The sequence below is a fragment of the Streptococcus sp. Marseille-Q7156 genome (assembly GCF_965119495.1).
In genome coordinates this window covers 313,559-337,506 of the sequence record NZ_CBCPLU010000001.1, presented here as the reverse complement: position 1 = coordinate 337,506, position 23,948 = coordinate 313,559, and the positions used below count along the sequence as shown (strand labels likewise).

At 41.5% G+C, this 23,948-nt stretch carries 20 protein-coding genes; 1 reads left to right on the top strand and 19 read right to left on the bottom strand.

Annotation, left to right across the window (positions count from 1 at the left end; genetic code table 11):
- Positions 1 to 113: 113 nt before the first annotated feature.
- Positions 114 to 605, top strand: a complete 492-nt coding sequence (gene tpx, locus ACWPV5_RS01770) for a thiol peroxidase (protein WP_000256026.1) — start codon at positions 114 to 116, stop codon at positions 603 to 605.
- 95 nt (positions 606 to 700) lie between these two features.
- On the opposite strand, the gene ACWPV5_RS01765 is transcribed toward tpx, so the two are convergent.
- From ACWPV5_RS01765 to pbp2b, 19 genes are all read right to left on the bottom strand, one after another.
- Positions 701 to 3,409: an FtsX-like permease family protein gene (locus tag ACWPV5_RS01765; RefSeq protein ID WP_261077323.1), complete on the bottom strand. Its 2,709-nt coding sequence runs from the start codon at positions 3,407 to 3,409 to the stop codon at positions 701 to 703.
- A 1-nt stretch (position 3,410) separates the two neighbouring features.
- Complete coding sequence (locus ACWPV5_RS01760) at positions 3,411 to 4,112, bottom strand: ABC transporter ATP-binding protein (RefSeq protein WP_454382051.1); 702 nt, start codon at positions 4,110 to 4,112, stop codon at positions 3,411 to 3,413.
- Positions 4,113 to 4,242: 130 nt separating this feature from the next.
- Positions 4,243 to 6,654: a glycoside hydrolase family 95 protein gene (locus ACWPV5_RS01755; RefSeq protein ID WP_454382050.1), complete on the bottom strand. Its 2,412-nt coding sequence runs from the start codon at positions 6,652 to 6,654 to the stop codon at positions 4,243 to 4,245.
- Between the two features lie 52 nt (positions 6,655 to 6,706).
- On the bottom strand, positions 6,707 to 7,399 hold the full coding sequence (locus ACWPV5_RS01750; protein WP_000240129.1) for a phosphoglycerate mutase: 693 nt from the start codon (positions 7,397 to 7,399) through the stop codon (positions 6,707 to 6,709).
- 130 nt (positions 7,400 to 7,529) lie between these two features.
- The gene (locus ACWPV5_RS01745; RefSeq protein WP_454383425.1) at positions 7,530 to 7,922 is read right to left on the bottom strand and encodes a hypothetical protein; all 393 of its coding nucleotides are present in this window, start codon (positions 7,920 to 7,922) and stop codon (positions 7,530 to 7,532) included.
- A gap of 72 nt (positions 7,923 to 7,994) precedes the next feature.
- Positions 7,995 to 10,787, bottom strand: a complete 2,793-nt coding sequence (ileS, locus tag ACWPV5_RS01740; RefSeq protein WP_261033525.1) for an isoleucine--tRNA ligase — start codon at positions 10,785 to 10,787, stop codon at positions 7,995 to 7,997.
- Positions 10,788 to 11,039: 252 nt separating this feature from the next.
- Positions 11,040 to 11,921 carry a DivIVA domain-containing protein gene (locus ACWPV5_RS01735; protein WP_023943735.1) on the bottom strand — a complete coding sequence of 294 codons (882 nt, stop codon included), beginning with the start codon at positions 11,919 to 11,921 and terminating at the stop codon, positions 11,040 to 11,042.
- A gap of 8 nt (positions 11,922 to 11,929) precedes the next feature.
- Positions 11,930 to 12,715 (bottom strand): YlmH family RNA-binding protein, encoded by a 786-nt coding sequence (locus ACWPV5_RS01730; protein WP_060805386.1) that lies wholly within the window; start codon positions 12,713 to 12,715, stop codon positions 11,930 to 11,932.
- Entirely contained in the window at positions 12,712 to 12,975 is a 264-nt protein-coding gene (locus ACWPV5_RS01725) for a YggT family protein (RefSeq protein ID WP_000576512.1), read from the bottom strand. The genes ACWPV5_RS01730 and ACWPV5_RS01725 overlap by 4 nt, the downstream gene beginning before the upstream one ends.
- Complete coding sequence (locus ACWPV5_RS01720) at positions 12,975 to 13,514, bottom strand: cell division protein SepF (RefSeq protein ID WP_049531827.1); 540 nt, start codon at positions 13,512 to 13,514, stop codon at positions 12,975 to 12,977. The genes ACWPV5_RS01725 and ACWPV5_RS01720 overlap by 1 nt, the downstream gene beginning before the upstream one ends.
- Before the next feature lie 9 nt (positions 13,515 to 13,523).
- The gene (locus ACWPV5_RS01715; protein ID WP_261044946.1) at positions 13,524 to 14,195 is read right to left on the bottom strand and encodes a YggS family pyridoxal phosphate-dependent enzyme; all 672 of its coding nucleotides are present in this window, start codon (positions 14,193 to 14,195) and stop codon (positions 13,524 to 13,526) included.
- Positions 14,196 to 14,199: 4 nt separating this feature from the next.
- Positions 14,200 to 15,459 carry a cell division protein FtsZ gene (ftsZ, locus tag ACWPV5_RS01710; protein ID WP_023943741.1) on the bottom strand — a complete coding sequence of 420 codons (1,260 nt, stop codon included), beginning with the start codon at positions 15,457 to 15,459 and terminating at the stop codon, positions 14,200 to 14,202.
- A gap of 16 nt (positions 15,460 to 15,475) precedes the next feature.
- Positions 15,476 to 16,849: a cell division protein FtsA gene (ftsA, locus tag ACWPV5_RS01705; protein ID WP_000090384.1), complete on the bottom strand. Its 1,374-nt coding sequence runs from the start codon at positions 16,847 to 16,849 to the stop codon at positions 15,476 to 15,478.
- Between the two features lie 219 nt (positions 16,850 to 17,068).
- Positions 17,069 to 17,773 carry a YwaF family protein gene (locus ACWPV5_RS01700; RefSeq protein WP_001055256.1) on the bottom strand — a complete coding sequence of 235 codons (705 nt, stop codon included), beginning with the start codon at positions 17,771 to 17,773 and terminating at the stop codon, positions 17,069 to 17,071.
- Positions 17,774 to 17,863: 90 nt separating this feature from the next.
- On the bottom strand, positions 17,864 to 18,475 hold the full coding sequence (locus ACWPV5_RS01695; RefSeq protein WP_454382049.1) for an NUDIX hydrolase: 612 nt from the start codon (positions 18,473 to 18,475) through the stop codon (positions 17,864 to 17,866).
- Positions 18,465 to 19,835, bottom strand: a complete 1,371-nt coding sequence (locus tag ACWPV5_RS01690; RefSeq protein WP_454382048.1) for a UDP-N-acetylmuramoyl-tripeptide--D-alanyl-D-alanine ligase — start codon at positions 19,833 to 19,835, stop codon at positions 18,465 to 18,467. Before ACWPV5_RS01690 ends, ACWPV5_RS01695 begins: the two co-directional genes overlap by 11 nt.
- Before the next feature lie 84 nt (positions 19,836 to 19,919).
- Positions 19,920 to 20,963 carry a D-alanine--D-alanine ligase gene (locus tag ACWPV5_RS01685; RefSeq protein ID WP_454382047.1) on the bottom strand — a complete coding sequence of 348 codons (1,044 nt, stop codon included), beginning with the start codon at positions 20,961 to 20,963 and terminating at the stop codon, positions 19,920 to 19,922.
- A gap of 175 nt (positions 20,964 to 21,138) precedes the next feature.
- Positions 21,139 to 21,735, bottom strand: coding sequence for a recombination mediator RecR (gene recR / locus ACWPV5_RS01680; RefSeq protein WP_000966754.1), 597 nt, complete (start codon positions 21,733 to 21,735; stop codon positions 21,139 to 21,141).
- A 10-nt stretch (positions 21,736 to 21,745) separates the two neighbouring features.
- On the bottom strand, positions 21,746 to 23,803 hold the full coding sequence (gene pbp2b, locus ACWPV5_RS01675; protein ID WP_454382046.1) for a penicillin-binding protein PBP2B: 2,058 nt from the start codon (positions 23,801 to 23,803) through the stop codon (positions 21,746 to 21,748).
- Between the last annotated feature and the right edge of the window lie 145 nt (positions 23,804 to 23,948).

Below are 23,948 nucleotides of genomic sequence, written 5' to 3'. Positions count from 1 at the left end.
AAACGTCATTCTTTTCCGAATTGACGTTTTTTCTATGCTCATATTTTCGGTCAAATCATTGGAAAATTCTGACCGTTTCAGCTAAAATGGAAGAAAAAAGATTGGAGTATCTTATGGTAACTTTTCTCGGAAATCCTGTGAGCTTTACAGGTAAACAACTACAAGTCGGCGACAAGGCACTTGATTTTTCACTCACTACAACAGACCTTTCTAAAAAATCTCTGGCTGATTTTGATGGCAAGAAAAAAGTCTTGAGTGTCGTGCCTTCTATCGATACAGGCATCTGCTCAACTCAAACGCGTCGTTTTAATGAAGAACTGGCTGGACTGGATAATACGGTTGTCTTGACTGTTTCCATGGACCTCCCTTTTGCCCAAAAACGTTGGTGTGGTGCTGAAGGTATTGAAAATGCCATCATGCTCTCAGACTATTTCGACCATTCCTTTGGACGTGATTATGCCCTCTTAATCAATGAGTGGCACCTATTGGCACGCGCAGTCTTTGTCCTCGATACTGACAATACGATTCGCTACGTTGAATACGTGGACAATATCAACTCTGAACCAAACTTCGAAGCTGCAATTGCAGCTGCTAAAGCCCTATAGAAAAAATCCTCTGTCACAAAGAGTTCCCTACTCTTTGAAACGGAGGATTTTTGCTTACGAGTAAATATAAATTCAATCAGCTAAAAACAACTGCCTTACTCTACAGATTTCAAAGCTTCAAGCATATCAACCTTTCTCAGATGATAATTGACAAAGAAACCAAGTACGGTCAAAATGGTGCTTACTGCTACCACTGGGATTACATAGACTTCCCAGCCTACCTGCGGATAAAAGAGAATAGTCGCCGGCGAAATCATTTGAATCAAAAATTGGTGTAAATAGAAACCAGCTACCAGACCAAGGACGATTCCCACAAGGGACAGCACAATCGTCTCACGGTAAATGTAGAGGGTGACTTCATTATTATGAAAACCGAGAACCTTGATAGTGGAGAGTTCACGGATTCTCTCAGCTACGTTAATGTTGGTTAGATTGTAAAGGATAACGATAGCCAACAGAACCGATACGATAACCAAGATGGTCATGGTCTGATTGAGTGAGCTGGCGACGGAGTCAAAGAGTCGAATGGCTGAAGCATTCTGGACAACGCTGGACACCGCAGCTTGATTCATAAGCAAACCTGCCTGCCTTTCGATACTAGGCGCACTAGAATCCTTTAGCCTAACCAGATAAGTATTAGCTTGCGGCACCTGTCCGTAAACTTGCTCATAGTTAGATTGACTCATATAAATAAAGTGACCAACGTAATTCTCAGCAATGGCAGCGACCGTTAGTTCCTTACCTTCAATTTCTAGAGTCTGCCCAACCTTGACACCTGCCAGCTGGGCAAGTTTAGCGGTAATAACGACGCCATCTTTTAATGTCAACTCTTGCTGATGATGTTGCAGATGAATAAAGGGAGTCAAATCTTCCTTCTCTGTCATCATAAGGGTAATGGTCTGAAGACCAGCCTTACCTTTGAAATCCTTGTCTAGCGTTTTAGAATATATTTTCTGATAAGCTTGGATATCTTGTCCTTTCAACACTTCTTCCAACTCTGCCTTGTCTTGATTGGTCGCACTAGGATTTTCAGAGACAATCATCTGATACTGTTGAATTTGTTGAAACTGTCTAGACGGAACTCCTGCTACAGAGGATTGAATTCCCAAACCGGCAAAGAGCAGAGCGACTGAACCTGCCACACCAAAAATCGTCATCAACATCCGTTGCTTATAACGAAAGATATTGCGAGCTGTTACCTTATGAGTAAAACTGAGACGGTGCCAGATAAAGCCGATGCACTCCAGTAAGATTTTAGCTCCTTTGACAGGTGGTTTAGGCAGTAAAAGCTGGGCTGCTTCGTCATGAAGTTCCCTACGAGCTACCAAGTAGGCTGGTAGAACACTAGCCAACCAACTAAAAACAAGAGCCAGTATACTATAGGTCCAATAGAACTGAATCTGGGTTTCTCCCACTACCATTCCTTTTGTAATGACACTTGAAATCACACTGGCTAGTAAATAATGGCCAAGTATACTACCTAGAGCTGTTCCGACAGTCCCAGCTACTAGGCCGTAGAGGAGAAACTTGGCGATAATATCCTTGCTACGATAGCCCAAGGCCTTAAAAATCCCTGCATGAGTTCGTTCTTCATCCACAAAGCGAGTCATAGTTGTAAAGGTCACCATAGCCGCTACGGCATAAAGCACTACAGGAAAGATATTGCCCACTGCCCGAATACTGGCTGAAGCATTACTGTACATGAGGAAGCCTTGACCCCCTGGCATGGTTTGCCGATTATAGACTTGATACTTGGGCTCAGCTAAATCATCCAAGACTTGCTGATGTTTTTCTAGTTTTTCCTTTTCTTGGGCTAGATTTTGTTCAGCCTGCTTTAGTTTGTCCTCTTCCTTGCTCAATTTCTGCTTGGCTTGGGTAAGTTGAGCACTAGCCTGCTCTCTCTGAGCTTGAGGAAGCAAGGCTAGTTGACTTTCCTGAGCCTGTAAACGAGCTTGAGCTGCTGCTAAACGACGCTTGCCTTCCTGCAAATTAGTCTCAGCCTTGTCAAGGGTTTCTTGGCCTTTGTCTAGAGACTCTTGTCCTTCTTTTCTCAAGACTTGCAGACGTGCCTTGCCATTATCTGACAAAGCTTGTTCAAGGTCTTCCTGATGTTGCTTGGATTTTTCTTCATAAGCTTCTGAAAAAGCATTTAAGCCTGCTAAATCTTGATATTTCAAACGAGCTATATTGTAGACTTTCTGATCAAACTGACTAGGTAAAATAACCCCATAGGCTGTCAGAGTCCCACTTCCACTTCCTGCGTAGCCCATATCTCTTTGAGAGAGGATTTCAGCTGAATCCACAAAACCAGTAATGGTATACCTATGGTCTTTTAAAGAGGAATGCCCCTCTTCTTTTTCTTTAAAACTAATCTCCTGTCCCACGCTGTATTGGCCTTGCAAATGAGTGGCCAAAGCGATTTCCTTGTCTGACTGAGGAAGTCGTCCCTCTCTTAGCTGAAAGATTGAAATTCGCTCTGATTTGGAGTACAGTCGAATGGCATCCTGCCTATTCTCCATAGTCACATCTGTCAAATAGCCAAACTCAACCTCTGCGCCCTCTATCTGTTCTAGTTCTTCTTGATCTGTTTGATCCAAACCATAATTAGACATAACTGCCAAATCCAAGGTTTGAGCAGTTCTTAAATAAGCATTAGCTGTCGCCTCCATGTTGGGGCTAGTCACTTTGAGGCCTACTAAGGCTAGAGACCCTAACATCATCAAGGTCAAGATGGATAAAAAACGCCCTTTGGAGCCTGTGAAGGACTGAATCAAGTCCTTCCAATAGGTTTTTCGCTTGATCATGCTAGTACTCCAAACTGTCGATATCCTGAGGATGCTGGTTGATCACCACATCCTTGACACTGGCATCGTGCATATGAATTACTCGATCAGCAATGGGCGCCAAAGCCCCATTATGAGTCACGATGATCACCGTCGCTCCCTTTTGACGAGACATGTCTTGGAGAATCTTCAAAACCTGCTTACCCGTCTGATAATCCAAGGCACCTGTCGGTTCGTCACAAAGGAGAATTTTAGGATTTTTGGCTACCGCGCGTGCAATGGAGACTCGCTGTTGCTCCCCTCCAGAAAGCTGGGCTGGAAAGTTATTGAGACGATGAGCCAGACCTACATCTGTCAAGACCTGTTCAGGATTCAAGGCATCTATCACGATTTCTGAAGCCAACTCCACATTTTCCTTAGCGGTTAGATTGGACACTAGATTATAAAACTGAAAAACAAAACCGACATCGTTGCGGCGGTAATTGGTTCGCTGATAGGAACTATAGTCTGCAATATTGACCCCATCAATCCAGATTTCCCCTTCATCATTGGTATCCATTCCCCCAAGAAGGTTAAGAACTGTTGACTTGCCTGCACCAGATGCACCTAGAATAATAACCAATTCACCCTTTTCAATCTCAAAATTCACATCGCGATTGGCCACAATCTCCGTGTCCCCAACCTGATACCGCTTGTAACAGTGTTTCATCTCAATATAAGCCATCAGACCCACCCTCTCTCAAACAAATTACTTCCTACTACCATTATAACGCTTTTTCAACTAGTTGGAAACTGCTTACATTCTCAAATCCTTCAAAAAAGGCAGTCTCAAACCACTGCCTTCCATCATCTTCTTAAAAATAAAATTGAACCAGATCGCCTTCTGCTGTTGCCACCGAAATACAATCTTTCCCCATGCATTTCGCTTTTATTTTTTCTTGATTCATTTTAATCACACTCTTCTCAATATCTGGATAAGAAACTCGCAAATCTCCTCCACTCCTTGATAAAATGGTCAACTGTAAGAGTTTTTTATCCGCCCACCTCATGCTAACTTCAAAATGTCCACGTGCCATTAAGCCTGAAACGGAACCTGATGACCATGCATCGGGTAGGGCGGCTAGAGGTACCAGATAAGTTGCATGAGACTGGAGCAACATTTCTGCCATGCCACTAGTCGCACCAAAATTACCATCTATCTGAAAAGGAGGGTGGCTACACCAAAGATTTGGCAAGGTGGATGACTTTAACTGCTCTGCTAATAATTTATGGGCTCGATTGCCATCTCCCAAACGCGCCCAGAGATTGATCTTATTAGCCTTGGACCAGCCTGTGCCGCCATCTCCACGATCATTGAGGCTAGCACGCGCGGCTACAAGATACTCCTGTCCCTTGTAGCTAAAGAGATTTCCAGGATAGAGTCCCACCAGATGGGAAGCGTGCCGATGCTGGGCCTCCACTTTCTCATTTTGAAAATGCTGCTCTTCCTCCTCATACCACTCCCTGATTCGACCAGATTGAGTAATTTGAATAGGATTTAGTAAATCAAATTTTTCTTTAATTTCAATCAACAAGTCCTCATCCAGCTCCAATTCCTGAGCAGCCTGAATAAAATCATGGAATAATTGCCAAATCAGAGATTGGTCATAGGTATTGCCAATCGAAATCGGCCCATGTTCTGGGGAATAAGACGGAGAAGACACCCAACGCTGCGCCTGCTGATCCTCATGTAAAAAATCATTCCAAAAACGCACCGTTTCCCTCAACATGGGATAAATTTTCTCCCTGAGATAGTCTAGATCCCTATAAAATGAATAGGCTTCATAAACCGTTTGCATCATCCATGCATTGGCAGCTGGTGACCAACCCCAATAGTAATCCCAACCAGGTGCCGTCCAACCAAAGGGAGTCGCTTGAGTATGAACCAACCAACCATTCTCCTCTCCTTCCTGAGAGACGATTCCTGCATACCTTGCAGCCGCTAGACGACCATAGACACGCAAATCATCGATATAGTTGATGACCGGAAAGGCCGTCTCTAGAAGATTAGTAACATAGGCTGGCCAATAATTCATCTGCAAGTTGATATTCAGGTGATAGTCCGAATTCCAAGGAGGATTGTCGACCGCATTCCAGACCCCTTGCAAGTTAGCTGGTAGAGCATCTGGACAATCTCTGGAAGAACTAATCAATAAATACCGTCCATACTGGAAGAACAACTCCTCCAAAGCCTGCCCCTCTTGTGGCTTATAATTTTTTAGCAAATCATCTGTAGTGGATGTGTCTACATCAGCTCCCAAATCCAATTGAACACGCTGAAATAAGGCTTGGTAGTCCTCAATATGCCTTGATTTCAATTGGGCATAGCCCTTTTCTTTAGCTATCTCTACCAAGTCTTTTACCTGTTGCTCTAAATCTAGTTTCTTGCGATAATTGCTAGCAGGCTTTTGGGCAAAATCCGTCTTAGCCGCCAAGAAGAGATTAGCATAACTGGCTCCTGATATCTGAACCTTATCTGACCAGACTCTAATGTCTCCATCCGTTTCCCAAGCTAAACAGCTAGCAAACCGCAGGTCATTGTCCTTAACCCGTCCCTTCATCAAGATATGAGACGTTGAGATATCCAGCTGGCATTCCTTGTAATCAGATTTTTCCTGCTCATACTTTCCATCAGAAGCAAAATCGCGGGTCAGCGATAGTTCTATAGTAAAATCTAGAGTTTCCAACCCCTCTTTAGTAAAACGCTGAATCAAGAGATCATCTGGAAAACTCGCAAAAGCTTCACGTTCAAATCGCGTTCCCTTATAGGCATAAGAAGTCGTCGCAAGTGCCTTACTAATATTCAGCTGTCTCTGATAGTCCGTCACCTGAGACAAAGTCTTGCCTTGATTACTAAACTCAATATGAATATCCCCAAAGGACAGATAGGTCCCATATTGACTCGTTTTTGGCCCGACTAGGTGCTGTTCAGCCAGTTCCTTAGCCCGATTGTAATCTCTCTTTTCCAAAGCCTGCCGAATCTCAGCTAAAAAACCATACTGGTCCTGAAGATTTCCACCCTGATAATCGGAACTATCAGGAAGTGGACCTCCAGACCAGAGACTTTTTTCATTAAATTGAATCCGCTCATCCCCTATAAGTCCAAAGACTTTAGCCCCTAGAGAACCATTGCCTATCGGTAAAGCTTCTTCTTCCCAACCCTTATATGTTGTTGACGCTGGTTGCTTGTAGGCCAATACATAATCTTGTTTTTTATTCCTTATCATACTACCATACTAACATAAAAAGTCTAGAAATCAATTCTAGACTTACAATTTTTTATTTTCCAAGGTAGTATTCAGAAACTACGTTCAATTTTTCGTCAAATTCGAATACCAATGGTGGGAAGTTAGGGATTTCCACGTCCATGATTTCGTCATCTGACAAACCTTTGATGTGTTTTACAAGGGCACGGATTGAGTTACCGTGAGCTCCTACAAATACGTTTTTACCATCTTTAAGAGCTGGAGCAATTTTATCTTCCCAGAATGGAAGGGCACGTTCCAAAGTCACTTTCAAGTTTTCAGCATCTGGGATAACTGAGTCGTCAAGTGAAGCGTAACGACGGTCTGTGTGAGCTGAGTGCTCATCATCACGGTCCATGTTTGGAGGCAATACATCGTATGAACGACGCCAGATGTGAACTTGCTCATCACCAAATTGTTCAGCAGCTTCAGCTTTGTTTTTACCAGTCAAACCACCGTAGTGACGTTCGTTCAAACGCCATGATTTTTCAACTGGAACCCACAATTGGTCAGAAGCTTCAAGAGCCAAGTTAGTTGTTTTAATCGCACGTTTCAATACTGAAGTGTAAGCTTGGTCAAATTCGATACCAGCTTCTTTGATCAATTTACCAGCGTCAATCGCTTGTTGTGTACCTTTTTCAGACAAATCAACATCAGCCCAACCAGTGAAAAGGTTAGCTTTGTTCCATTCAGACTCACCGTGGCGAGCAAAAACCAATTTTACCATTAGATGGATTCTCCTTTAAATTTTCCGAGGTTTTCCCTCGTTTATCTATTCTATTCTACACAATTTTTCACAAAAAAGCTAGTCAAAACCAAAAAGGAAAGGACTGTTTGGCAATCCTTTTCCTTATTTTTTATCTTTCAACTTTGAATTTTTTGAGACTTCCTAAAAATAGTGAACCACCGATAATTGCTAGGATTCCTCCTACCCAACCAAGGGCTGGAATCAAGCCAACTGCTCCACCTACGATTAATAGGACAGAAGGAGCCGAACCAACACGACTTTCTCCCTTATAGTATACAATCGCAACAATTCCTAAAACTAAAATAGCAATTTTTAAAACAGTTGGAAGTAAAACTCCTGCAACTCCTGCAACTGTTGTAGATGCAGTTAATTCAGGACTCTGTGTAGCTGTTGCTGTAGCAGCTGTACTCACAACTGCTGCTAGTAAAAGAAATGGGGCAATAAGCAAGTATATTCCACCTACTAAACCAACAATACCACTATATAATAAATCTCCTTTAATGTTTTATACTAAATATTATACCATAACTAGTTAAAGTACTCAATTCATGAATATTCTCCAGACTACTCGAAACTATTTCTCTTCAAATCCTTCTGCGACTGCGTCCGCAAAGTTTTCTTCTACGATGCTTGCACAGTGGTCACAGATGACTGCGTGGTAGCTACGTTCTGCTGTTGTTGGGTCGATACGACGGCAACGGTCACATACTTCACCTGCAGCGCGTTCAACTGTAAAGGCGACATCTTCGAAGCTAACAGCAGCTTCTGGAGCTGGTCCTTCTGCGATGGTCAAGTCTGACACGATCAAAAGTTGTGCTACATTGCTGTTTACTGCTTCGAGTAGAGTTTTCACAACTTCGTTTGGATAAACTGTCAAGTGAGCTTCAAGTGATTTACCGATAACTTTTGCATTACGAGCTTCTTCCAAAGCTTTTTGAGCTTGTCCACGGAAGTCCATGAAAGCAGACCATGTATCCAAGATTTCTTCTTGGTTAGCAAAAGTTTCTGCTTCTGGCAATTCTGACAATTGAACGAAGTCTTCGGCTTCAAACTCTAGATATGACCAGATTTCTTCCGCAGTGTGAGGAAGGATTGGTGTCAAGAGTTTGGTGATTTTGACAAGAATGTCATAGAAGACAGTCTGCATTTGACGACGTTCCAGTGATTTAGCACCTTCGATGTAAACAACATCTTTAGCAAAATCAAGGTAGAATGCTGACAAATCAACGTTGATAAAGTTCACCAAGGCCTTATAGATTGTCAAGAATTCAAAGTCCGCATAGGCATCACGAATGGTCTTGACAAGCTGGTTAAAGCGAATAGTCATGTACTTATCAACTGAACGAAGTTCTTCGTAAGCTACTGCATCCACAGCTGGGTTAAAATCAGATGTATTGGCAATCAAGAAACGAAGGGTGTTACGGATTTTACGGTAAGTTTCAGAGACTTGGCTCAAGATATCCATAGAGATACGCACGTCGTTGCTTGAATCTACACTTGTTACCCAGAGACGCAAGATTTCTGCACCAAATTGTTTTTCAACATCGCTTGGAGCAATGGTATTTCCAAGAGATTTAGACATCTTCTCACCTTTACCATCAAGGGCAAAACCTTGTGACAAGATTTGTTTGTAAGGTGCTACGCCATGGTTGGCAACAGATGTGATGAGTGAAGAGTTGAACCAACCACGGTATTGGTCAGAACCTTCTAGGTAAAGGTCTGCTGGGTAAGTCAACTCTGGACGGTTTACAACAACTCCATTCCATGATGAACCTGAGTCAAACCAAACGTCCATGATATCTGTTTCTTTTTTGAACTCACCATTTGGTGAACCTGGATGAGTAAATCCTTCTGGCAAGAGGTTCTTAGCATCACGTTCCCACCAAATGCTTGAACCATGTTCCTCAAAGAGTTGAGCCACGTGTTCAATCGTTTCAGCAGTCATGATTGCTGTACCATCTTCAGCGTAGAAGATAGGAAGTGGAACCCCCCAAGCACGTTGACGAGAGATAACCCAGTCGCCACGGTCACGAATCATATTGTAAAGACGGACTTTACCCCATTCTGAGTGGAATTTCACTTTTTCAATTTCGTCCAAGATTTCTTGGCGGAATTTAGAAACTGAGGCAAACCATTGTGGTACTGCACGCCAGATGATTGGTTTCTTAGTACGCCAGTCAAATGGGTATGAGTGAGAGATTTCTTCTTGGGCAAGAAGGAGGTTACCAAGTTTCTCGATAACAGTTGGAACTACCTTTTCATAGAATTGACCTTCAAACTCAGGACCAGCATTCTTCATCATGATACCACGTTCGTCAACAGTGACTGCGACTTCAAGATCATTAGCAATACCAACATTGTAGTCGTCCTCACCAAAACCAGGGGCTGTATGGACAATACCAGTACCAGAGTCAGTTGTAACGTGGTCACCAAGGATAACCAACTCATCTACAGCTGTATCCCATGGGTGTTCTGTTACGATGTGGTTGAGTTCTTGACCACGGTAAGTTGCCAACACTTGAACATCAACCCAGCCAAATTTCTCAGACAAGCTAGTCAACAATTCTGCAGCAACGACAAACTTACGAGCTTCACCAGCAGGTCGAACCAAAACGTAATCAATATCTGCTCCGACAGTCAAACCACGAGAAGCTGTGATGGTAAATGGAGTAGTTGTCCAGACAACAATGTAAGTATCTGTATCTAGAACACCTTTGCCATCTTTTACCTTGTTGGCATAGTAAAGGGAAGTTGAAACCAAATCATGGTATTCAATCTCCGCTTCAGCAAGGGCTGACTCAGATGACCAAGACCAGTAAACTGGTTTTGCACCACGGTAGATATAACCTTTATTAGCCATCTCACCAAAGACACGGATTTGGGCTGCTTCATAGTCAGGAGTCAAGGTCACATATGGATTTTCCCAGTCACCAGAAACCCCCAAACGTTTAAAGTCTTCACGTTGTTTATCTACTTGTGAAAGAGCGTATTCACGGCAAAGTTTCAAGTACTCAACCAAGTCCATTTCTTTACGTTTGACACCTTGTTTTGCCAAAACTTGCTCGATTGGCAGACCATGTGTATCCCAACCTGGAATATATGGTGCATAAAATCCTGACATAGATTTTGAACGAACAATGATATCTTTTGAAATCTTGTTCATTGCGTGTCCAACGTGGATATTTCCATTCGCATATGGAGGGCCATCATGCAAGGTGAAATGAGGTTTTCCTTGGTTCAATTCTTGACGACGTTGATAAAGTTTTGCATCTTCCCATTCCTTTTGCCAAACTGGCTCTTTGGTAGGAAGGCCTGCACGCATTGGGAAAGCTGTTTTCCCAAGATTAAGGGTATCTTTGAGTTTCATGGTATCTCCTTTATAAATAATAACAAATTAAAAACCACGACTTCCAAAAAGGACGAAAATCGTGGTACCACCTTTATTCGGAAAAAGATCTAGTCTTTCTCCCTCTTATCCCGTAACGTGGGGAACGTCAAATCTTACTCCATTCAGACTTGATAGCTTGAGAGGATAATCTTATCATTAGGGAATGCAGGACTCACACCATCTCCTGCTCGCTGGAAATATAAGGATAAGATATTGTTCTCACATCATTTCTTATAAAATTGTAACGGATTCTTGCGGTGCTTCAAATCCTGGTGCTGAATCAACAGTTTCTGTAGCTGGTGTTGGACCTGTCGGATGCACTGGAGTTACTTCTGGCTCTTCATACATTGGACCAACTGGATGAGCAGGCCCTTCTTCAATTTGAGGACTCACTACAGGAGTTGGATTTTCCACTTCCTGTTTAGCCTGAGCTTCAAATTCAGCCAATTCTTTATTGGCTGCCTCAATACGAGCCTGTAACTCTGTCATTTCTTCTTGAGAAAATTGACGTGTCATATCAATTGGTTCTTCCTCAATTGGAGCTGGAATCGGTTCTCCAAGTACTTCGCTAACAACTTCTTTAAAGGCTTCATCACTTGTCTGAAGATAAGTAGCTGTTGGACGAAGAATATCTTCCCAATCTGAAGATTCAACAATAGCCAACTGACTTTCAATTGTAGATTTGAGACGTTGGTGGAAGACACGACTCTTGTTCTTCAATTCTTCGGTTTCAACAGCAACTTTCTTAGCATTATCAGCTGCCTGACGAAGAATTTCATTTGCCTTGTATTTTGCTTCTTCCAATAATCGATGTGCATCCTGTTCAGCTTGATGAATAATATTATTTGAACGATCGTGTGCTGTTTGTTTCACTCTCTCAGCTGTATCTTGGGCAATCAATACAGACTGGCTCAACGAATCTTTCATCTCATCAAAGTAAGACAAACGCTCTTCCAAATTTTTAATATGTAAATCCTTATCATGATTAGAACGAACTAAATCTTCATAATCACGAACTACAATATCTAAAAATTCATCTACTTCTTCTGGATCAAAACCTCTAAAACGTGTGCTAAAGGTTTTATCTTTGATTTCTAACGATGTAATTGGCATATTTTTCCTCACTTACTTAATAATAACTGGACGGTTATTTTTTTCTTCTCTTTTTTTGTTTGTCCCTTATCTTGAAGCAACCTCAAGCGCCCAAATTTTCTCACACTAATCAAGTCTCCAACTTGAACAGTATAATCTGATTTGTCTACCACATGATAATTTACTTGGACAAGTTTCTTTTCAATCAACTGGTTTGCTTGATTCCTAGATAGTTTTAAAACATTTGATAAAAGAACATCTAATCTAAAACTAGACACACATAAATCCAGCTCTCGATACTGTTCTAGCTTATCTATTTTCTCGGTGAAAGGACGTTCCTCCAGCGAAACAGGTATACGGCCAATTTTCTTTAATCCATCTTGAAAGAGAAGAAGAAACTGCTGATTAATCATAATCTGCGCCCGTTCTTCATCCACTAGGATATCTCCAAAAAGTTTCCGTTCAATCCCTAATTGATTGATGACTGTCCCTAAAATCTTAGCATGCGTTAAGTGTTCAAATTTATTGGAATACACTATTTCCTGGAGAGATATTTCAAAATCTGAAAACTCTGGCTGGAAATAATCTGGGTATAATAAAACTCGAACATACTCACTCGAGACGAATTCCCCACTACTGCTACAAGCAAGACCATAAGTTTTGGTCAAAATCTTTAATAGTTTCTCCTGATGAGGATTGATAAAAGGAGTTAAAAAAGGAGCATAGCTATCTTCTACCTTCTTTATCCATTCCATTCCCTTATCAAGAAATGGACGATCTTCTATGGAGAAATGCTGGTAAATCCCTTTATTCATCCTATCATCGCCAGAAAACGGACTAGGTTTTCTCCTAAAAATCGAATCAAAACAATCGCAACCCAAACAGATAAATCAAGACCTGCTATCTGTAAAGGCAGGCGTTGCAAAGGAGCAAGCACTGGTTTTACCAATGCTACAATCCAACGACCCAAACTTGATTCGTAGGCGCCTGGAAACCAAGACATGACAGCAAAGGCCACCAAAATCAGGGAGTAAATATCCACTGCATTATAAATCATACGAATTAAAAAAATCATTATCGTACTCTATTTCGTCTCATATCAAAATCAAACTCACCCTGTTGATCTTCATCTGGTAAACGAATATCTTCAACATTTACAATAACATTCACTGGTGTCAACAGGTACATGGTAGAAGCTACCTTTTTCAAATTTCCAGCTAGAACATGGCAAGCTCCATCCAGATAATCTAAACAACGACGAGCTTGCACTTCAGTCATATATTGAAAATCAATCAAAATACTTTCGTTTCCTGCTAATAAATCAACAATTTCTATCGCATCTTCATATTTTCTAGGATAACGAACATCAATTGTTACTTTTTCAGTAGAATGCTGATTTTGCTTTGCTAACTCTTGTTGACGTGCATGCAGTCTAGTAATATTATTTTCTTTTGTACCACTTGTGCTTGGTGTTTGATTCGTTGAGAGAGCCTTTTCCTGTGTAGAATTTACTGGAGTTAAAATGGGCTCATCTCGTTTTTCATTAGGGAGACTTAAATCCTCATCCTCCGTAAAATAATCTATAAATCTATCGAATCTATCTTTTAAAGACATGGTTCTCTCCTACTTAAAAAATGCTGTACCTATGCGAACAAAGGTGGAACCGAATTGAATCGCTTCTTTATAATCACGACTCATTCCCATGCTTAAGTCGGTCATAGGCATATTTGGAATTTGTTTTTCTTGGATTTCTTTTTGTAAATCTTGGGTCGCCTTGAAAATTTCTTTCAACTGCTCACTGCTAGCCTCAAAAGGTGCCATCGTCATTAAACCAACATATTCAATCTTATCTAGTTTGGCTAACTCTGGCAAGACTTCCAGCAGTTCCTCTCTCGAAAAGCCGTGTTTACTTTCTTCTTTAGAAATATTTACTTGAAGGAAACACTTGATGACTCGGTCACTTCTTTTTTGGATTTCCTCTGCTAGCTTTACTGAATCCAATGCATGGAAATAATCAACGTATTGAATGACATCTTTCACCTTACGTCTTTGTAATGTACCAATCAAATGCCAAGTCACATCTCGATCTTTTAAAGCTTGATATTTATCTAGAAACTTATCTACACGATTTTCACCGATATGATGAACCCCTAACGGAAGCAAGGCTTCCGCTGTCGGTACATCTACATACTTGGTAACTGCAATGACAGAGACTGAGCCACTCTCGCGATGAGCACTCAGACTTGCTTCTGTGACTTCTCGAAAAACACGTTCTGTATTTTCTTTTACATTCATTTACTTAACGATTTTTGAAAAATGGAGGTGTATCCAACTCATCTTCATCTTGTGAATTTGGAATTTCAAAACGTTCTACCGGTGACACTACTGAATCAGTCGGACGAACAATTGTCTCGCGACGTAAATCCCAATCACCAAAAGCAGATCCTTGAGCTTGTTCCGAGCGACGTTGATTTTGTTTTGGCAATTCAGCTGTTTCTGCCATATCAAAATGACGATCAAAGCCATGTGAATGAGATGGTTTCACTGTCTCACGGTAGTTGGTAGTCGGTCTAGCTTGTGGAGCCACAACCTTTTCTACACGGTCTTGACGAACACCCGTTGCGACAACTGTTACACGAATTTCATCACGCATACTTTCATCAATTGAAGTACCGAGCCAGATGTTTACTCCTTGTCCCGCTGCCTGGTTCACAATTTGTGAAGCCTCTTCTGCCTCAATCAAGGTTAAATCGAGACCACCAGTTACGTTAACAATCACATCTTCTGCTCCATCAATTGTTGTTTCAAGAAGTGGTGAATAGATTGCCTTACGTGCTGCTTCTACCACACGTTCTTCTCCACTACCGATACCAATACCCATAAGAGCATTCCCTTTATTTGCCATAACTGTTTTCACATCGGCAAAGTCAAGGTTAATCAATCCTGGATTGGTAATCAAATCGGTAATTCCTTGAACACCTTGACGAAGAACGTTATCTGCTTCGCTAAGGGCCTCCAAAAGCGGTGTCTTCTTATCAACAATTTCAAGCAAATTGTTGTTTGAAATAATCAATAGAGTATCTACATGCTCACGTAGTTGATTGATTCCTTCTACAGCAAATTGTCCACGTTTGCTTCCTTCAAAACCAAACGGACGTGTTACAACACCAACTGTAAGAGCGCCCAAATCTTTGGCGATACGAGCAATAACAGGAGCAGCTCCAGTTCCAGAGCCTCCTCCCATACCAGCAGTGATGAAGACCATATCTGCGCCACTGATAGCTTCAGTCAGTGTTTCTTCGCTTTCTTCAGCAGCTTTACGACCAACCTCAGGTTGACCTCCTGCACCCAAACCACGAGTCAATTTAGGTCCCAACTGAATAACAGTCTCAGCTTTTGTACTACTCAATGCTTGTACATCTGTGTTTGCTGCGATAAATTCTACGCCTGTAACACCTTCGTCGACCATACGGTTGATGGCATTGCCACCACCTCCACCGACACCAATTACTTTAATCACTGCACCTTGAGCAGCAGCTGTATCAAATGAAAATGTCATAATTTATTTTTCCTCTTTATTCGTCAAACATGCTTCCGATCAAGCCACGGAAACGATCTGCTAATTTCGGTTTATTTTGTGAAGCTTGTTGGAAATCCGCCATTGGTTCTGTAGGCGCCACCGGCTCTACTTCTGGAGCAGGGGCTGGTTGAACAGGCGTTGATTGTACAAACTGAGCTGTTTTCTGAATCATTCCCCCAAAACTAAGCGGTTGTTGGAATAATCCTTCATCACCCTTGACTGCTCGTTGAGCCAAGAGATGTACTTCTGTCAATTGTCCCGCGAATTCTGATAGACTAATCACATGCGCAAAGGCTGGATTACGAATTCCAACTTGGTTTGGAACATAAAGCTTGACACGAACACCAAAAACTTCTTGAGCAAGTTCCACAATACCCGGTAAAATAGCGGTTCCACCAATCAAAACAATGCCACCAGGAAGATCCAATAAATGTCTTCTGTCTAAGTCTTGTTTGATTTGTTCAAAAATATGCTTAATACGTGCAGAAATAATTTCTGACAAGTAATTTTCTGTTACTTCAACAGGTTCTACTTCCCCGATCACTTCGACTTGGAATGTTTCTTTACTTGCGAGAGGAGGATAAGCCTCTCCATAGTTTAATTTCAAACCTTCAGCTAGTTTCTGTGATGTCTTCAAGACTTTAGAAATATCCTTAGTTACATAATCTCCGCCTTCTTGGAGAATATTGGTAAACTGGAGTTCTTGGTTACGGATTGTAGCAACAGTCGTTTGACCTGCCCCCATATCAATCACTGTAGCACCAAATTCACGTTCACCTTCATTCAAAATCGATTGAACCATTGCTAGTGGTGAAATAATAATATTTTCAACCTGAACACCTGCACGTTCAACTGTCTTACGTAGGTTATGTAAAATAGTGCGAGGACCTGTATAAAGTAAACCACGCATTTCAAGGCGAACCCCCATCATACCACGTGGATCACGAATCCCTTGAAAACCATCCACAATAAATTCCTCAGGAATGAATGTGATAACTTCACGATCAGGTGTCATACTCTTTGTCAAAGCTGATTTGACAACATTTTCGACATCTTGATCCATAATTTCCTTGGTATCAGATGTTACTGGAATCATTCCTTGAGTTGGTTCTACCTGTAAGAGATTAGCTGGTAAACCAACATTCACTGATTTAATTGAGATGCCTGCTTTTTCTTCTGCTTGGGAAATTGCTGATTTGATAGCAGTTGCTGCTGCATCAATATCAACGATAATCCCATCCTTTACACCTTTACTTTTGGCATTACTCACGCCAATTACATTTAATTCACCATTTCTCTGCTCAGCTACAAGCACCTTGACAGAGCTTGTTCCAATATCTAGACCTGTAAAAAAGCCTTCTCTAGCCATTACATCGCATCCTCTCTATCTTCCAAGTTTCTAACTTCGTAATATTCAATAGCTAAACGTAGGCATAGCTATTCACAGAATATTATAACACAAAAAATCTCATCGTGCTCAGTTTTTTCCTAAATTTACCAGCCAATTTTTTAGTTTTTCTGTTCAGAAATTCATTCACTGTAAACTTTGTCAACAATCTGTCTATTGTACAAAAAAGAAAGCTCATTTCTAAGCTTTCTTTGCAATCATTTTTTCTGCTTCTTGTTCTAAAAATAGTTCCAAAATTTTCTTTGTCAACGTAATCGCCGCTGACAAGGCCAGAGAAACGATTAAATAATTAGCTACTAAGCCGTGGTCTCCAACCAATGGCGGTTTGGTCAAGAATCCGTAATCTCCACCTGTTACCAAATTGACCACAAAAATTAAGGCATTTAATGCAAAGGTCATGAGAAAAATTCTTTTCACATCTAGCATTCTCGCATCGTACTGTCTCAAGAGATAAACCAGTGAGTTCCCCAAGAGAGCTAAGTGCCCAAAGATAAAGGACAAAATGGCAATATGTGGGAAAGGATAGGGATCTGGCACTGGATAAACAAAGGCAGCTAATGTCCCAAATGTTCCTAGTAATGCAAAATACTGCCTATATTTAGACTGACCAGGAAGCAAGAGCACCACAAACATAGCCATACGGCAATGGTAAAAGGGTAAACTTTCCGACAGTGGCATATGATTGACCCCATACCAACCATAAAGAAGGATTAACTGAACGGCCTGCAAGATTTGGAAAAATCGTTGGTAAACCTTCTTTTCACGATAACGATAGGCTGTATAGAAGGTCAAGGCCAAGAGTGTAAATATACTGACATACCAATAAAGATCGAACTTGGGTGGCTCTGTTGCTTGGGTCGTAAAAAAAATATCCCATAAATTCATCTAGTATTCCTCATGATTCAAAATTTTCCTGCATTTTATTATACCATGCTATTTGTCAAAAATGAATTTAGAAATACGATAATCATCTTCTTAATCAAGATATTGCTCCCTCTGACCTTGATAAACCTGCCAAAGAATCTCTATTTGCTCCGTGGTAATGCGTTTTTCAGATAAGGATGGCAGTTGGTCAATGGCAAAAAATTGAAGGTCAGCAATTTCTTGATTTTTTTGGAATTGTCCATTAAGAAGCTTACATTCAAAAACAAACTTTGCATATTGCTTGCTCTGTAGTTGGAAACGATTTGTATCAAAAACAGCTAGTAGTCTTTCTACTTTAGCTTCAAAACCGGTTTCTTCTTCAATTTCCTTGAGAATATTTTCAGTTGGTGAATAACCGACCTCACCAAAGCCACCTGGCAAAGCCCAATCATTCTCTCCTTGTCCCCTAACCAGACAAATCTTTTCGTCCTCAACTATCCAAGCACGGACGTCCATTAACGGAGTTGCATAAGCGGAAGTTGGCTTCAAAACTTCTGCCACTTCTTCGGCATCAAGGTCTAATGCCTGATTCAACATTTCAGATAAAAGGCCTCGCAAGTCTTCGTAGCGCTCACGGTCGAAAGGATCTTTTGTAAAGGTTAATCCAGTATCTGTAAGGGCAATCATTCTTTGAAGATACTTGGCAAAATCACTAGCATTCATTTTCTAAACTTTCTACCAACTTGGCTAGGTTCATAGAGTTAGAGCCTTTGAGCAAGATTTGGTCATTAGCTCCTAGACTTTCCTTAACCTGCTTGACTAGGTCTTCAAATTGGTCTTGGTCTTCTGTTTTCTTGAAGTAGTAAACGTGGCCAATTGGGAACATTTGACTGGCCAATTGGGCTAATTCAGCAATATCTTCTCCATAGAAAATAACGGTATCAAGCACATCTGGCGAGAGGCTCAAAATCATCTGGTTATGGAGTTGAATAGACTGGTCACCAAGTTCCTTCATGTCCGCCAAGACAGCGATTTTTTTGCCACCTTCATTGGCTGGAATGGCAGAGAAAGTCTCTAAAATCAGCTTCATAGCAGTTGGATTGGCATTGTAAACATCTGATAAGATATCTGCTCCATTGGCTGCTTTCTTCCATTCGGTACGGTTACGCGTCAATTCAAGGTTTTGGAAAGCCTTATGAATTTGCTCCTCTGAAACCCCTTCTTGTAGGGCAACATAAGACGCAATCATGGCATTAGTGGCATTGTACTTACCAGTCACTGGCAAATCGAGGGCTTGTTCCAAGAAATTAGCCTTAAAGGTCAGACTGTCCTTGCGCTCAATCAAGTCTGTGATTTCCAGCTCTGCTCCTTGCCCAAAACGAACCACCTTTTTATCAGCTGGCAAGTAGTCCTCTACAATAGAGTCAGCCGGTGCCAAAAGCAAAGAACCCGATGCCATACCATCTGCAATTTGCATTTTTCCTTTAGCAATCTCAGAACGATCTTTGAAAAATGCCAAATGAGCTTCTCCAACCAAGGTCACGATGGCTGTTTTTGGACGAGCCAATTCTGACAAGAGATGAATATCTCCAAAGTGATCCTGTCCCATCTCCAAGACCAACTTTTCTGTCCCTTCAGGCATATGAAGAACTGTGTAGGGAAGGCCGATCTCGTTATTGTAATTGCCCTGTGTTTTGTAGGTCTTGTAGGTTGTTGATAGCAAGTGTGCCAACATATCCTTGGTCGTTGTCTTACCATTTGAACCTGTAACTGCAAAGACATCAACTGCCGTTTTTTCAAGATAGTAGGCAGCTAGTTTTTGAAATGCAGTCAAGACATCATCTACTAGAATGTAAGGATGATTTGCGACCTCTTTCTCAGACAAGGTTACTGCTGCACCATTTTCAAAGGCTGTTTCGATAAAGCCATGACCATCACGCGCACCCTTGAGGGGCACAAATAAATCTCCAGTCTCAATCAAACGACTGTCAAACTCAGCCTTTTCTAACTGAGCATCTGCAAAAATACTGACATCATTTTTAGCTCCAACAGCTTGGGCAACTTCATGAATTGTAAGTTTCATTTCTACTCCTTTAAAAAGGGTTGAAGTCCGAGAACTCTGACCACCTTGCAGTGACGGTTCTGGCTTCTACCCTCTCTTTCATTTTTATAGCAAATGCGCTTCGCGCTTGTCAAAACTTTCCTTGGCAAGGTCAACCAAACGCTCGATTAGTTCTGGGTAGCTGATTCCCATATTGTCCCAAAGTAGTGGGTACATAGACCACTGGGTGAAGCCTGGCATGGTATTAAGCTCGTTTAGGAAAATCTCTCCCTTATCTGTATAGAAGAAATCGCAACGAGATAGACCGAGCCCACCAATCGCACGGAAGGCTGTTTCAGCATTTCGACGCATGACAGCTACCACATCATCACTGATTTTGGCTGGGATGTCCATAGTAATCTTGTTGTCAATATACTTAGCATCGTAGTCATAAAAGGCAACATCCTTGACTACTTCTCCTGGAAGGGTGCTTTTGACATCGTAGTTGCCCAAGAGACCAACCTCGATTTCACGGGCGTTCACCCCTTGTTCAACCAAAACACGGCTGTCATATTGGAAGGCAAGTTTCAAGGCTTGACGGAGTTCTTCTTGATTTTCAGATTTGGAAATACCGACACTAGAACCCATGTTGGACGGCTTAGTGAAGACTGGATAAGTCAATTTTTCTTCCACTTCAGCGATTTTAGCAATCACATCATCCCCTTCAACGATAGCCACATAAGGAACTTGGGCAATGCCAGCAGATTCTAAAACACGCTTGGTAGTGATTTTGTCCATGGCAAGGCTAGATGACAAGATATTACATCCGACATACGGCATTTTCAAAACTTCCAAGAATCCTTGAACAGAGCCATCTTCTCCCATCGGACCGTGAAGAACTGGAAAGACAACTGCACCTTCTTCGTAAATAGCACTTGGTGCAACCTGCTTATCCCAATCAATGGTTTCATTGGTCATGAGACGGTCCTCTTGACCTGGAGTCTGACTAAATTCCTGCGTTTTGATAAAGTCACCAGACTGGCTGATAAAGAAAGTCTTAACTGTGAAACGGTCGTAATTGACCGCACGCATGACACTTTCCGCTGAAAGGACAGAGACTTCGCGTTCCGCACTCCGTCCACCATATAAAAGAATAATCGTTTGTTTCATATTATTTGTCCTAATTCTACTAGAATACTCGCTCTTTAGTATATCATATTTGCTTGTTTTTTTAAAACTTGAACCTGATCCTACTCATCACACTATACAAAAAGAGGCCGATATGAACGATTTTCAGCCTCCTTAATTTTTTATAAATGAATGGAGTTCGTAAATTTGTCTACACTTACAACTCTGTTCGATTTTCAATAGCCCGTAAGAGGGTCACTTCGTCCGCATACTCGATATCTGCTCCCACAGCAAGGCCTCGTGCCAAGCGCGTAACCTTGATCCCAGCTGGCTTGAGTAAGCGGGAAAGATACATGGAAGTCGCTTCCCCATCTGCTGTGGCATTGGTTGCTACGATTACTTCTGAAACCTCACTATCCATCAGACGAGTCATGAGGCTCTTGAGATTGATATCATCTGGACTGATACCATTCATGGGAGAAATAAGACCATGTAAGACATGATAGAGCCCGTGGTATTCTTGAATGTTCTCCATGGCCGCCACATCCCTACTATCCTCTAGCACCAAAATCGTTGTCTGGTCACGAGTCGGATCGGTACAGATAGAACAAGGATCGTCGTCTGTCAAACGTCCACAAATAGAACAGTAGGTCAATTCTCTCTTAGCAGAAAGGAGATTTTTTGCAAATTCATTGACATCGTCATCAGACATCCCAATCGTATAAAAGGCCAGACGCGTAGCCGTCTTAATCCCGATACCTGGTAACTTGGAATAACTGTCAATCAGCTTGGCAATAGGTGTTGGATAAAGCATAAATTCCTTTCTAGTTCATTGGATGGTATTTTTGATACAGATTGATAATGTCACGCGCAATGGAAGGTCCTACACCATTTGTTAGATTGGTATTATGAGGAAAGACCACTGCAACAGCGATTTGGGGATTATCAGATGGGGCATAGGCTACCGCATTGGTATTGGTTGCTTCCTGACCATCTGCCACATAGCTTTCGGCTGTACCCGTTTTTCCGCTAATGGATACCAAGGCACCATTTGAAAAGGCACGTCCAGTTGTCAATCCGCTAGTCCCATGAGCAACCTGATAAAAACCTTGGTGCAAGACACTCATATCGGAGTCGGATATATTGACCTTATTCATCTCTGTCGGTTGCAGTTGCTGAATCAAGTCGCCCAGGCCTCCCTTATCATTATTGCCATAAATGCCTTCAACAATACGAGGAGCCACACGAACACCATCATTTGCAATAGTTGCTACATACTGAGCCAACTGCATGGGCGTATAGTTATCAAACTGCCCAAAGGCATTAGTAATGTAATTAGCAAAGCTATAGTCTTTGGGAACAAATCCAGTAGATTCATCTGGTAGATCAATTCCGGTCGCAGAGCCCAAGCCATATTCACCAAAGGTTGAACGCAATTTACCCATAGCAGATTCTAGATTGCTGGTGCCGACAAACATATTGGGTTGGTAGGTCTGCCCCATAAGACCTAGAACTGTTTGGATCATATAGGCATTAGATGAATACTCCAGAGCTTGGACTGCCGTAATCGGCATTGGCACAGAAAAGGCAGTATACCAAGAATTAATTGGAGCTGAGCCTTGGAAGACAATCGGTTGGTCTGTCAAGGTCTGGTTCCCTGACAAGACTCCATTCTCCCAACCAGAACTAATAGTTGCCGCTTTTACAACCGAACCTGGGACAAAGACATCGGTTATCGTTCCCAAGGAATCCGATGTTAACTCGCCTGTTTTCAAGTCATGTTTGATCCCTGACATGGATAAAACAGCACCTGTTTTGGGATTAAGGGCGACTGCATACACACCTTCAGAATACTTAGCTCCACCATTTCCCAACTCTGAATTGAAATAACTTTTTAGCAAAGCATCCACGCTATCTTGGAAGGTCAAATCAATGGTCAGTTTAATATTATTCCCTTTGGTACCATCTTCGATATTTTCGACACTTTCCATGTTGCCGTACTTATCTAGATGAATTTCCTTCACCGAGCGTTTACCTTGCAAGGTTTCCTCGTATTGCTTTTCTAGATAAGAGGTCCCAACACGGTCATTTAGAGAATAACCTTTTTTAAGATAAGCATCTGCTTCTTCCGCTGGGAGACCAGCTTTTTCACTCGACACACTACCAATTATAGAGGAAAGGGAAGTTTCTAAAACTTTTCTTTCCCAAGAAGTAGAAATACTGATACCAGGTAATTTCTTGGAAGCGGAGGCAATCAGAGCAATCTGGGTATCTGTCAAAGAATCCGTCACAATGCTTCCTGTCGCAAAGTTTCCAACAGCATTTAACTGACTAAAAAGATAGATTTCTTTCTTTTCATCCTCTGTATAGTTTAGTTGACTTGTTGGGACACTATCGACCGCATTGTTATACAGTTCTGATTCGGATAGGCGATTGCCATCTGAATCCAAGCGTTTCTCACTTGGGAGAGCTTCCACTGTTTTTTTATAGATTTCAGGATCAGCCAAATAGTAATCAGCCAGCTGGCGTTCTGTCAAATTTGGAGAACTGATGCTCACATAAGTCAGTAACTTTTTAGCTATTTCTTTTAAGTCTGCAGCCGTCATTTTGTTGCTACGCGTAAAGGAAACAACCTGCTTTAACGTATTTTCTACCAAAGGTTTTCCACTAGCATCATAAATTTCCCCACGGGCAGAACTGGTTGTGACCTTGGTCTGACTAGCTGAGGCTAGCTTTTTTTCGTAAAAATCCTTGTTCAAAACCTGCATATACAACAAACGACCAATAATGGTCATAAAGAGCAAAATGACAATTGAAAACAATAAATTAAGCCGTATCGGAATCGAATGGCTGTTAAATTTTCTCATACAAATCAGTCTCATTTCTAACTTAAAATCTTACTCTTAATTGTACCACAATTTGAGCAGAAAATTATGGAAAAGAAAGAAGCTTTTTTTCGTTTTTACAGTAAGATGCGTTTTTATTTATTCATCCCTATATTATATGTTATAATGAATGTAAAAGTTC

Excerpts from the sequence above, each read along its gene's own strand:
- tpx (WP_000256026.1), top strand. The coding sequence starts at position 114 with ATGGTAACTTTTCTCGGAAATCCTGTGAGCTTTACAGGTAAACAACTA.
- ACWPV5_RS01765 (WP_261077323.1), bottom strand. The coding sequence starts at position 3,409 with ATGATCAAGCGAAAAACCTATTGGAAGGACTTGATTCAGTCCTTCACA.
- ACWPV5_RS01760 (WP_454382051.1), bottom strand. The coding sequence starts at position 4,112 with ATGGCTTATATTGAGATGAAACACTGTTACAAGCGGTATCAGGTTGGG.
- ACWPV5_RS01755 (WP_454382050.1), bottom strand. The coding sequence starts at position 6,654 with ATGATAAGGAATAAAAAACAAGATTATGTATTGGCCTACAAGCAACCA.
- ACWPV5_RS01750 (WP_000240129.1), bottom strand. The coding sequence starts at position 7,399 with ATGGTAAAATTGGTTTTTGCTCGCCACGGTGAGTCTGAATGGAACAAA.
- ileS (WP_261033525.1), bottom strand. The coding sequence starts at position 10,787 with ATGAAACTCAAAGATACCCTTAATCTTGGGAAAACAGCTTTCCCAATG.
- ACWPV5_RS01735 (WP_023943735.1), bottom strand. The coding sequence starts at position 11,921 with ATGCCAATTACATCGTTAGAAATCAAAGATAAAACCTTTAGCACACGT.
- ACWPV5_RS01730 (WP_060805386.1), bottom strand. The coding sequence starts at position 12,715 with ATGAATAAAGGGATTTACCAGCATTTCTCCATAGAAGATCGTCCATTT.
- ACWPV5_RS01725 (WP_000576512.1), bottom strand. The coding sequence starts at position 12,975 with ATGATTTTTTTAATTCGTATGATTTATAATGCAGTGGATATTTACTCC.
- ACWPV5_RS01720 (WP_049531827.1), bottom strand. The coding sequence starts at position 13,514 with ATGTCTTTAAAAGATAGATTCGATAGATTTATAGATTATTTTACGGAG.
- ACWPV5_RS01715 (WP_261044946.1), bottom strand. The coding sequence starts at position 14,195 with ATGAATGTAAAAGAAAATACAGAACGTGTTTTTCGAGAAGTCACAGAA.
- ftsZ (WP_023943741.1), bottom strand. The coding sequence starts at position 15,459 with ATGACATTTTCATTTGATACAGCTGCTGCTCAAGGTGCAGTGATTAAA.
- ftsA (WP_000090384.1), bottom strand. The coding sequence starts at position 16,849 with ATGGCTAGAGAAGGCTTTTTTACAGGTCTAGATATTGGAACAAGCTCT.
- ACWPV5_RS01700 (WP_001055256.1), bottom strand. The coding sequence starts at position 17,773 with ATGAATTTATGGGATATTTTTTTTACGACCCAAGCAACAGAGCCACCC.
- ACWPV5_RS01695 (WP_454382049.1), bottom strand. The coding sequence starts at position 18,475 with ATGAATGCTAGTGATTTTGCCAAGTATCTTCAAAGAATGATTGCCCTT.
- ACWPV5_RS01690 (WP_454382048.1), bottom strand. The coding sequence starts at position 19,835 with ATGAAACTTACAATTCATGAAGTTGCCCAAGCTGTTGGAGCTAAAAAT.
- ACWPV5_RS01685 (WP_454382047.1), bottom strand. The coding sequence starts at position 20,963 with ATGAAACAAACGATTATTCTTTTATATGGTGGACGGAGTGCGGAACGC.
- recR (WP_000966754.1), bottom strand. The coding sequence starts at position 21,735 with ATGCTTTATCCAACACCTATTGCCAAGCTGATTGACAGTTATTCCAAG.
- pbp2b (WP_454382046.1), bottom strand. The coding sequence starts at position 23,803 with ATGAGACTGATTTGTATGAGAAAATTTAACAGCCATTCGATTCCGATA.